The following is a 10,251-nucleotide window of genomic DNA, read 5'->3' as shown; positions in this document are numbered from 1 at the left end:
GAGACCGTGGCGGACAAGCCCCGCCTGTTCGTCACCCTCACCGCCCCCAGCTTCGGCGCCGTCCACGGCCGCCGCACCACCCGCACCGGCCGCCGAATCCCTTGCGGCTGCGGGGAAAACCACCACGAAGCCGATCCCCGCATCGGTACCGCGATCGACCCCGAAGCGTACGACTACCGGGGCGCGGTCCTCTGGCAAGGCCACACCGGCGACCTGTGGCACCGCTTCACCATCCGCCTTCGCCGGGAGATCGCCCGCGCAGCCGGGCTCAAGGCCAGCGAGTTCGCCGACCACGCACGGCTCTCCTACGCCAAGGTCGCCGAATACCAGAAACGCGGCCTCATCCACTTCCACGCCGTGATCCGGCTCGACGGTCCCGAGGGCGCCCACGATCCCGCACCCGCCTGGGTCGACAGCACACTCATGGAACACGCCGTCCGCGCGGCGGCGGAAACCACCCGCGTGTCCCGCGAACTCCTGCTCGACGGCGAGACCACCGAGCACGTGTTCACCTGGGGCCAGCAGATCGACATCCGACCCATTCGCCCCGCGCACGCCGCGCAGATCGAGGGCGACGACGGCGAGATCAGCGACCGCGCGCTAGCCGGATACATCGCCAAATACGCCACCAAAGGCACCAGCACCAGCGAAGTCCCCGACCGTCCTATCCGGTCCGAACGCGCGATCGAGCACCTGGACGTCCTACCGCACCACCGCCGCATGATCGCCACCGCCTGGGAGCTCGGAGCCAGCGAAGACCTCGCGTTCCTCCGGAAGTGGGCGCACATGCTCGGCTTCCGAGGCCACTTCCTCACCAAGTCACAGCGGTACTCCGTCACCTTCACCACGCTGCGCGGCGACCGCCGCACCCACCAGCACGTGGCGACACTCGAAGCCCTCGGCGCCACTCCGGACGGCGTGATCGTCGTCAACCACTGGAACTACACCGGAAACGGCCACAACAACCCCGAAGAACGCGAGATCGCCGAAGCGATCTACGAAGGAAAACGCCAGCAACGTAAGGAAAAACTCGCAAAGGAGAACCAGCGATGAACCAGCCACTCATGACCGTCGAAGACCTCTCGACCCACCTCGGAGTCCCCGTCGGCACCCTCTACCGGTGGCGCACCACCGGCTACGGCCCGGTCGGCAAGCGCATCGGCAAACACCTCCGCTACCGCCCCGAAGACGTCGACGCCTGGGTCGCCGAACAAGGGGGCGCGTAATGCCCCGGCCACCCCTTCCGCTCGGGACTTGGGGCAAGGTCCGAGCGTTCGAGATGGAGGGCGGGCACTGGTGCGCGGTGGCTCGATACAAGGATTACGACGGCATAGCGCGCCCCGTGGAACGCGTGGGGGAGACAAAGAGCAAGGCGGTAAACAATCTCCTCGAAGCCCTCCGGGACCGTGCGCAAGCCTCGCGTGACGGCGAGATCTTGCCGGATACCAAGGTCGTGGCCGTTGCCGAGATCTACTTCGCGGAGTTGGATCGTTCGGACAAGGCGACTCGGACCAAACAGGACTATCGAGGGGCATGGAAGCGGTACCTTCAGGGGCCGCTCGCGAACCTTCGGGTGCGTGAGGTGCGAGTGTCCATTGTGAACCGCGTCCTGACGTCTGTTCGAGACAAGAACGGGAGTTCCGCCGCTAAGCAGGCACGAGCGGTCTTGACCGCGATCTGCGCGCTGATGGTCCGGCATGACGCGCTCGACGACAACCCGGTGCGAGAGATCGAGTCACTGGGCAAGAAGAAGAATAAGAGCGGCAAGAAGCCCCGGCTCATCACCGGGAAGAACGCGGGGAGCGCGCTTCAGCTCTTCCGCGACTCCGAGGACGCGGCACGCTGGGACCTGGTCGACGTCCAGGAAGCCCTATCCGGGCTCGGCTGCCGGATCGGTGAATTGCTGGCGCTCGACTGGGAAACCTCGGTGGACTTTGACGACGGAACCATCTGGATCCACGGCACCGTGATCCGGGTCACCGGCGTTGGGCTGATCGTCCAGGACTACACCAAGAGCCCCGCCGGGATGCGCCGCATCCGTCCCCCCGCGTGGGTGATGGACATTCTCAAGCGACGCTATGCCGACGCAACCTCGCCGTGGTGCTTCCCGTCCTCCACGGGCACGCTGCGAGACCCGGACAACACCCGCAAGTACATCCGCCGGGTGGTCGAAGGAACGCCGTTCCAGGGGCTGCACCCGCACGACTGGCGGCACTACGTCATTTGGAGGCTCGACGCCGCCGGACTGTCAGCACGAGAGATCGCCGACTACGTCGGCCACGACGACCCGAGCACGACGCAAGACGTGTACATGGAGCGGGGTGTCGTCGGCGAGGAGGCCGGTGCCGCACTGACCGCGCGTCCGGTGGTCTCCGCGTGAAAACGAAGGGTAAACGAAGGGCTGATCAACGACGAAACCCCTGGCCACTTGCGTGACCAGGGGTTTCCCTGTGGCGGCGTGCCCCCGGCAGGACTTGAACCTGCGACCTAGAGATTAGAAGGCTCTTGCTCTATCCAGCTGAGCTACGAGGGCCGACGTCGGCGACGTTGGGTGTCGCCCAGCATCGGCAGCTTAGCCGTCGCCAACCTGTCGATCGTTCGACACCGCCAGATCGTTTCAGGTCGAGCCCACCGTTTTTTGGAACACCCGTGAGCGCGTCACGACGCGGGGTGACGCGCTCACGGGCCGGGGCCGCTTCGGGGGAGCGGCCCCTGGGTTCGTGCAGGTCGCGAGTCGACTCTTCCGCGAGCGATCGGCACGAACCGCCGGGGTGGTCAGTCCCAGATCTTGAGGGCGCGGATCACGAACGGCCCCTGGGGTACGTAGGTGCCGCCACCCGGATAGGTGATGAAATCTCCCTCCGTCGTGCATTCCTCGCTCTGGTAAATCGTCACGTCACGGCTCAGCCGGTTGACGAACGAATGCCCGTCGAAGCCTTCGGGCAAGGGAATGCATTCCTCGGGATTGGAGGTGCGCAGGTCGAATTTGTGCACCGCGCCGCCGTACGATTCCGCGTCCCATACGCAGAACTCGCCCTTCTGGCAGCCGGGCTGGGGCGGCGCGGTGGCGGCACCGGCGACTCCGGCGCTGGTCAGCAAGCCCGCCAGGGCGAGCAGGAGCACGTGCGGGAGGCGGGCGCGCAGGTTCGTCAAACGTCGTTGCATGGCTGGGTTCTCCCCCGTGAATCGGCGGCTGGATCGCCGTCGGTGAATGTGTGATTCCACGATGGCGCGCGGGGAAGGCTTTGTCTGCCCGCATTTCTACTTCTGTGGATAAGTAGTTGTGCGCCGCTCGATCGGGGCGAGTTGTCCACATATCGCCGGGAGCGCCTTGTGTTCGCCGAAAGCGGCTGCTACGCGGGCGCGGTGGAGTCCCTGACGACCAGTTCGGCGGGTATCTCGGCGGGGGCGGGGACCTTCTCCCCGCGCAGCAGGCCCAGCACCAGCTCGCCGGCCGCCCGGCCCTTGGCGGCGAGATCCTGCCGGACGGTCGTCAGCGGTGGTTCGGACCACCGGGCGGGCGGGACGTCGTCGAAGCCCACGACCGAAAGATCACCCGGCACCGACAGGCCGAGATGTCTGGCCGCCGAGATCGCCGCCAGCGCCAGCAGATCCGACATGCACAGCAGCGCCGTCGGCCGCGGATGCCGGTCAAGCAGGCCGAACGCACTCGGCAGCGCACCCTCGACCGAGAGTCCGGACGCCTCCCAGATCGGCACGTCCGCCGCCGGGATCCCCGCTTCGTCCAGCGTCTCCAGGTAGCCGGCCATCCGCTCGCGGTTGTCGTGGAACCGGCTGCTCCCGGCCTCGGCCACGCTCAATTCCCCGCCGCGCGGCGCGGAGAGGCACTGCGCCGAGAAGATCCCGATCCGCCGGTGCCCGAGTTCCACCAGATGCCGGGCGGCGGCCGCCGCGCCCGCCCGGTCCGCGACGCCGATCCTGGCCGAACCGCGGATATGCGGCTGGTCGATCACCACCAGCGGCATCCCCCGGTCGCGGACCGCGGTCAGCGCCGGCGCGCCGTCTGCCAGCGAATACGCCACCGCGATGTCGGCTTGCGCGGTCAGGATCCGCTCCGCGCGCGGGCCGCCGCTCTCGCCGTCGCCGGGAAGCAGCAGGAGGGCGTGGCCTTCGGGATCGACGACGGTCGAGAGCGCGTCGAGGGTGAGCGACAACGCGGGATCCGAGAACGCCGTCGAAAGGTTCGCGTCGAGCAGGACGGCGATCGCGCCGGTGCGGCTGGTCGCGAGACTGCGCGCGGTCGGGTTCGGCCCCGCGTACCCGATCTTCTTGGCCGCGCGAAGCACCTCGTCCCGCAGCTGGGCGGACAGCTGATCGGGCCGGTTGTAGGCGTTGGACACGGTCGCCCGCGACACCCCGACGGCGTCGGCGACATCGTCCAACGTCGGCCTTCGCCGTCGCGTGCTGGTCACCGGCGCAGTGTAGTCCGGGGGAACGCCGGTGGACTTTCTGAAGCGCTTAAGTCATTCTGGTGGAAGAGGAATCGGAAGGAGACTGGGGTCTATGCGTGACCGTACGGCCGTTTTCGTCGTGTTCGCGCTCAACGGGGCCGCGCTCGGCTCTTGGGCGCCGCGGACTCCGGCGTTGTCGGAAAGGGTGAACGCCTCACCGGGCGTTTTCGGGCTGGCCCTGCTGGGCGCCAGCGTCGGCATGCTGATCGCGGCGTCGGTTTCGGGGCGGCTGATCGAACGCCACGGCGCCCGCGCGGTGGTCGCGGGCAGCACGATCATCGCCTGCGCCGCGTTGCCGATGATCGGCTTCTCGACGTCGGTCGCCCTGCTCGCCGGGGCGCTGTTCGTCCTCGGTGCGAGCGTCGGCGCGCTGGACGTGGCGATGAACGTCGCGGGAGTCGAGGTGGAACGCCGATCCGGGCGGGCCATCATGCCGACCCTGCACGCCGGATTCAGCTTCGGCGCGCTGGCGGGCTCCGTCGCCGCCGGATTCGCCGCGTCACATCAGTGGTCGCCGGGACGGCATCTCACGGTCGCCGCGCTGTCCGCCCTGGTCGTGCTGGCCTTCGTGATCACGGCCGTGCCCGGCGCGCGGCCCGTGCACACCGAGCCCGTCGGGAAACCGCGTGTGCCACCGATCAAACGTCCCGTCCTCTGGCTGCTGGCCGCCATCGCGTTGTTTTCGGCCATCGCCGAGGGTGCGAGTTCGGACTGGTCCGCCCTGCTGATGACGTCCGTGCACGGCGTCGGCGACGGCGCCGCGGCCTTCGCCTACTCCGGGTTCGCCCTGGCCATGGCGCTCGCCCGGCTCGCGGGTGCCTGGCTGCAGAACCGTTTCGGCGCGACGCGGGCGCTCGCGGTCGGCGCCGGGATCGCGGCGGCGGGTCTGGTGCTCGCCGCGGTGGCGAGCCTGCCGGTGTTCGGGTTCATCGGCTTCGCGCTGGCGGGTGCAGGGCTGGCCGCGGCCTTCCCGATCGCCTTGAGCCTCGCGGGCGCGTCGGGGAAACGCGCCGACGGCACCGGAGGCGAGCGGGAGCTGGCGTTCGTCACGGCGATCGCCTACACCGGCTTCCTCGCCGGGCCGCCGCTGATCGGCGGGATCGCGCAGGTGACGTCGCTTTCGGTGTCGTTCCTCTTCGTCGGCTTGACCGCGGCGCTGATCGTGCCGTCCGCGGTGGCCGCGGCGCGGGCGCGGAACCGGGAGGAGGCCGCCGAACCCGTCGCCCGTTGACATCCTCGCCGGAGCCCGGGCAAGCTGATTGCTCGGTAAACTGAAATGAATGCGACTTTGTCGTCATTTCAGGAAGGCTGATCCGGGGGAGGGGCGGCGTGAGGGTGCTGATGCTCGGAGGGGGCGCCGGGATTCCGGCGCGGCTGGTGCAGACCACGTTGCCCTGGCTCATCCTGGTCCCGGTGGCGTTCCGGCTGGTGATGCTGGCGCAGGCGCTGTGGACGGCGGGCACCGGCGGTTCGGTGCTGTGGATGTTCGTGCTGCTGCACCTGGTGCCGAACGTCGCCGAAGCCGTCTGGATCTTCCGCCGTCCCCCGGCCGGGACGCGGCTGGTTCCGGTGGCGGACGCGGTGTTCGCCGCGCTGTTCGTCCTGACGGCCGCGCCGTTCACGCAGGACGGCGCGATCACGTCGATCACCTGGACCCATCTGATGGGCACGGTGATGATCTGCGCCCTGCTGCGTGGCACGCTCGCGGGCGTGTTCGCCATCGGGGGCGCGGTGCTGCTGAACGTCGTGCTGCACTTCGGCTCGCCGCTCGGTCTCCTGCTCACCCTCGCGACCGCGCTCGTGGCGTCGCTCGCGATCGTCGGCGTGGTCGGCGCTTCGATGCGGTTCGCGCTCGGCTTCGGGGAGCAACAGGGCCGGGCGGCGGAACGCGAACGGCATCGCCGCGACGTCCACGACACCGTCCTGCAGGTGATGGAGTCGTTCGCGATCCCCGCGCCCGCCGACGAACTCGACCCGGCGGCCAGCCTCGACCGCGTCCGCCGGACCGCTCGGGCCCAGGCGATGCGCCTCCGGATCAGCCTCGAACACGAACCCGCCGAGGGAATGGGGCTGCATCAACGGCTGCGGCTGCTCGCCGCCGAAATGGCCGCGGAGGGGTTGCGCGCCGAGGTGGTCATCCAGGACGACTGCGCTCCGGAACTCGCCGAGGAAGCGGCCGTGGCACTGCACGATTCGGTCAGGGAGGCATTGCGGAACACGTTGAAGCACTCCGGGACCAGACGGGCCGTGGTCAGCGTCGAGGAGATCGGCGGCGGGGTCTCCCTGACGGTGCGCGATCACGGCGCCGGATTCGACGTCGGCGACCGGCGGCGCGGTTTCGGCCTCGAGAATTCGATCATCGCGCGGATGGCGGAGATCGGCGGTTTCGCGCGGATCGAATCCAGCCCGGGACTGGGAACGAGAGTGGTGCTCCTGGCTCCCTCAGTCCTGCGTCTCCCCGTCGGGTGAGTCCCGCCACTGACGGAACGGGCGGTCGAGCGTCCATTTGTCGCCCACCCGCTCGACGACCCGGTATTCGCAGGTCGTCGGGTTGGACAGGGACTCGAACAGCTCGATGCTCCAGCCGAACAACCGGCGGCACAGCAGCCGGATGGTCAGCCCGTGTGAGACGACCAGCACGGTTTCGGGGTGATCTTCGCCGCAGGCCGCCAGTTCGCTGAGGAACGCGGCGACCCGGTCGTCCACGTCCGCGCCGGACTCGCCGAACGGCAGCCGGTAGAAGAAGTGCCCGAACTCGTGGCGCCGTTGTTTCTGGACCTCTTGCTCCCGCGGATCCTGGAGGTTGCCCCAGTCCTGTTCCCGCAGTCTCGGCTCCGGCACGATCCGCTCGCAGGAGTCACGGATGTCCATGAGCCGCAACGTTTCCCGCGTCCGCAGGTACGGGCTCACATAGACCGCCGGGCGCCGCCCTTCGAGCAGGTCCTCGATCTCCGGGCCCGCCAGCCTGGCCTGCTCGCGGCCGGCATCGGTGAGCGGCAGCGCGTGGTCGGGGATCCGGGTGTAGGCGAGCTCGTCGACGTTGCCGAGCGACTCGGCGTGCCTCAGCAGGATGATCCGCACGCCGCCATCTTGCCGGTTGCGCGTCCGGCATACCCTCGTGACGTGCCTTCAGACCCCGAGACGAAACCGGCCCCATCCGCGCGGAAGGCCGGTGTCCTGCCGCTGGTGTCGATCGGGGCGCTCCTGGCCGCGGTGGTGGCCGTCGGCCTGGTCGCGCTGACCGGTGGCGCCGGTTACGTCATCGCCGGACTCCCGGACCCGGGCCTGGTGACGCGCTACGGCATCACCGTCGTCCGCGTGCTGGCCGAGGCGGCTTCGGTGCTGTGCGTGGGCTCGCTGCTGCTCGCCGCGTTCCTCGTCCCGCCGCAGAAGTCCGGCACGCTCGCGGCCGACGGTTACGCGGCCATCCGCGTCGCGGGTGTCGCCGCGTGGGTCTGGTTCTTCGCCGCCGCCGCGTCGATCTTCTTCTCGGCCGCGGACGGCGCGGGGCGCCCCTTCACCGAGGTGCTGTCGCCGCAGGTGCTGATCGACCTCGTGGACGCCATCGAGCAGCCCAAGGCATGGCTGTTCACCGCGTTGATCGCGCTGCTGGTCGCGCTCGGCTGCCGTCTCGCGCTGACCTGGGGCTGGACGACGGTCGTGTTCTTCCTGTCCGTCGGCGGTCTCGTGCCGGTCGCGGTCACGGGGCATTCCGCGAGCGGCGGCTCGCACGACATGGCGACCAACAGCCTGCTGTACCACCTGGTCGCCGCCGCGCTGTGGGTCGGCGGGCTCGTGGCGCTGCTCGCGCTCGGCTGGCGACGCGGTGAGAACCTCAAGCTCGCCGCGACCCGGTTCTCCAAGCTGGCACTGGTCTGCTGGATCGTGATGGCGGTCTCCGGCATCGTCAACGCGCTGGTGCGGATCAGGATCGCCGACCTGTTCACCACGGACTACGGCCTGCTGGTGGTCGCGAAGATCGTCGCGTTGCTGCTGCTCGGTGTCTTCGGGCATCAGCAACGGCAGAAGGGCGTCGCCGGGCTGGTGAACGGCGCCGGCGGCGGTCAGCTGCTGCGGCTCGCCGCGGTCGAGGTGCTGATCATGTTCATCACGATCGGCATCGCCACCGGGCTCGCGAAGACCCCTCCGCCGCAGGAATCGCTCACCCAGCCGTCGACCACCGAACTGCTGATCGGCTACGACCTCCACGGTCCGCCGACCGTGCTCCGGCTGCTCACGGATTGGCGGTTCGACCTCGTCTACGGGACCCTCGCGATCGTTCTCGCCGGGCTGTACCTCGCCGGGGTGCGACGGTTGCGCCGTCGCGGCGACACCTGGGCCACCGGCCGGACCATCGCGTGGCTCGCGGGTTGTTTCGTGCTGCTGATCGCGACGTCGTCCGGCATCGGGCGGTACGCGCCCGCGATGTTCAGCGTGCACATGGGCAACCACATGTTGCTGTCCATGGTGGCGCCGGTGCTGTTCGTGCTCGGCGGACCCGTGACGCTCGCCCTGCGCGCGTTGCCCACGGCGGGCAAGGACGCCCCGCCCGGACCGCGTGAATGGCTGCTCGCGTTCGTGCACTCGCCGCTTTCACGGTTCCTGACGCATCCGATCGTCGCGCTGCTGCTGTTCGTCGGTTCCTTCTACGGTCTGTACTTCTCGGGCCTGTTCGACGCCGCGCTGAACTACCACTGGGCGCACCTGGCGATGAACGCGCACTTCCTGCTCGCCGGTTACGTCTTCTACTGGCCGGTGATCGGGGTCGACCCGGCGCCGCGACGGCTCCCGCCGCTGGGACGGCTGGGGATGATGTTCGCCGCCATGCCGTTCCACGCGTTCTTCGGGATCGCGCTGATGAGCATGCAGACCGTGCTCGGACAGGACTTCTACCGCGGGCTGAAACTGCCGTGGGTCACCGACCTGCTGACCGACCAGCGGCTCGGCGGCGGGATCGCGTGGGCGTCCGGCGAGTTGCCGGTGCTGCTGGTGCTCGTCGCGCTGCTGGTGCAGTGGGCGCGTCAGGACGAGCGGGAGGCTCGGCGCCGGGATCGCCGCGAGGAGGCCTCGGGCGACGCGGATCTGAACGCCTACAACGCGATGCTGAAGAAACTCGCCGATCAGGGGCGGGGTCCGGGGTCTGGCTCCTAGCACACCCCGCCCACAGTCCTCGGCGCTCCACGTCGAGTTGTCCACAACGCCCGGAGTTGTCCACAGATCCGGTTCACGTCCCTTTTCAACCCTCGATCCGCGGCAGTCTGTGATCACGGACGGGAAAGTCCCGGAACGAGGAGAAGGGCGAGTGTGATGGCGATGGGCGAAACGTGGGTGACCATGATCGGCAACCTGACCAGCGAACCGGTCCACCATCCGGAGCGGGTGCACGGGCACGACGTCGTGTCGTTCGGCCTGCGGAGTGTCGAACGCCGGTACGACAAGGAAAGAGGCGAGTGGGGCGAGGGGCGGCAACTCGCGGTCAAGGTCACCTGCTGGCGCAAGCTGGCGATGGCGGCGTTCTCTTGCCTGAGCAAAGGCGACCCGGTGATCGTGGCCGGGCGGCTGCGCGGCGCGGAGACGGCGGAGGAGATCCCGGCACCTCTGGGTCTACCTGAGCTTGAGGCCTTCTCCATCGGCCCCAACCTCGCCCGGTGCTCGGCCGAGATCCACCGGATGGGACGGGATCGGCCCAGGGCGATCCCGTCGGCCCCGCCGCCCGCGGGGAATCCCATGGTCATCGCGCTGGAGGACGCACCCGTGGCCTGAGGTGCCGGTGCTCACT

10 protein-coding genes and 1 tRNA gene are annotated in these 10,251 nt (G+C 69.1%); 7 read left to right on the top strand and 4 right to left on the bottom strand.

All coding sequences use genetic code 11. The features are described from left to right. The 3 genes from ED92_RS39175 to xerC form a co-directional block, all read left to right on the top strand. Positions 1 to 1,053 (top strand): replication initiator (locus tag ED92_RS39175; protein ID WP_037347669.1); only part of this gene is annotated, 1,053 nt, incomplete at its 5' end. Continuing rightward, a complete protein-coding gene (locus tag ED92_RS39170; RefSeq protein WP_037347666.1) occupies positions 1,050 to 1,226 on the top strand; it encodes an AlpA family transcriptional regulator in 177 nt (58 codons plus the stop codon). The genes ED92_RS39175 and ED92_RS39170, both read left to right, overlap by 4 nt. 77 nt (positions 1,227 to 1,303) lie before the next feature. Next, a complete protein-coding gene (gene xerC, locus ED92_RS39165; RefSeq protein WP_161791143.1) occupies positions 1,304 to 2,380 on the top strand; it encodes a tyrosine recombinase XerC in 1,077 nt (358 codons plus the stop codon). Positions 2,381 to 2,459: 79 nt separating this feature from the next. Here the strand turns inward: xerC and ED92_RS39160 are convergent. From ED92_RS39160 to ED92_RS39150, 3 genes are all read right to left on the bottom strand, one after another. Then, positions 2,460 to 2,533 (bottom strand) — tRNA-Arg (locus ED92_RS39160). 242 nt (positions 2,534 to 2,775) lie between these two features. Then, entirely contained in the window at positions 2,776 to 3,165 is a 390-nt protein-coding gene (locus ED92_RS39155; protein ID WP_037347665.1) for a peptidase inhibitor family I36 protein, read from the bottom strand. Positions 3,166 to 3,353: 188 nt separating this feature from the next. After that, entirely contained in the window at positions 3,354 to 4,403 is a 1,050-nt protein-coding gene (locus tag ED92_RS39150) for a LacI family DNA-binding transcriptional regulator (RefSeq protein WP_037347663.1), read from the bottom strand. A gap of 121 nt (positions 4,404 to 4,524) precedes the next feature. Between ED92_RS39150 and ED92_RS39145 the strand changes: the two genes are divergently transcribed. After that, positions 4,525 to 5,703: an MFS transporter gene (locus tag ED92_RS39145; protein ID WP_037347661.1), complete on the top strand. Its 1,179-nt coding sequence runs from the start codon at positions 4,525 to 4,527 to the stop codon at positions 5,701 to 5,703. Between the two features lie 104 nt (positions 5,704 to 5,807). Then, positions 5,808 to 6,941, top strand: coding sequence for a sensor histidine kinase (locus ED92_RS39140; protein ID WP_037347660.1), 1,134 nt, complete (start codon positions 5,808 to 5,810; stop codon positions 6,939 to 6,941). On the opposite strand, the gene ED92_RS39135 is transcribed toward ED92_RS39140, so the two are convergent. After that, positions 6,915 to 7,553: a histidine phosphatase family protein gene (locus tag ED92_RS39135; protein WP_037347658.1), complete on the bottom strand. Its 639-nt coding sequence runs from the start codon at positions 7,551 to 7,553 to the stop codon at positions 6,915 to 6,917. The genes ED92_RS39140 and ED92_RS39135 overlap by 27 nt on opposite strands. 42 nt (positions 7,554 to 7,595) lie before the next feature. Here ED92_RS39135 and ED92_RS39130 point away from each other — a divergent pair, with 42 nt between their 5' ends. Together ED92_RS39130 and ED92_RS39125 are read left to right on the top strand one after the other, a co-directional pair. Continuing rightward, on the top strand, positions 7,596 to 9,623 hold the full coding sequence (locus ED92_RS39130; protein WP_037347656.1) for a cytochrome c oxidase assembly protein: 2,028 nt from the start codon (positions 7,596 to 7,598) through the stop codon (positions 9,621 to 9,623). Positions 9,624 to 9,785: 162 nt separating this feature from the next. Beyond that, positions 9,786 to 10,235 (top strand): single-stranded DNA-binding protein, encoded by a 450-nt coding sequence (locus ED92_RS39125; protein ID WP_233629969.1) that lies wholly within the window; start codon positions 9,786 to 9,788, stop codon positions 10,233 to 10,235. Positions 10,236 to 10,251 lie beyond the last annotated feature (16 nt).

Source organism: Amycolatopsis sp. MJM2582 (genome assembly GCF_000754115.1).
Taxonomy (GTDB): domain Bacteria; phylum Actinomycetota; class Actinomycetes; order Mycobacteriales; family Pseudonocardiaceae; genus Amycolatopsis; species Amycolatopsis japonica.
This window is presented reverse-complemented; position numbering and strand designations above follow the sequence as displayed.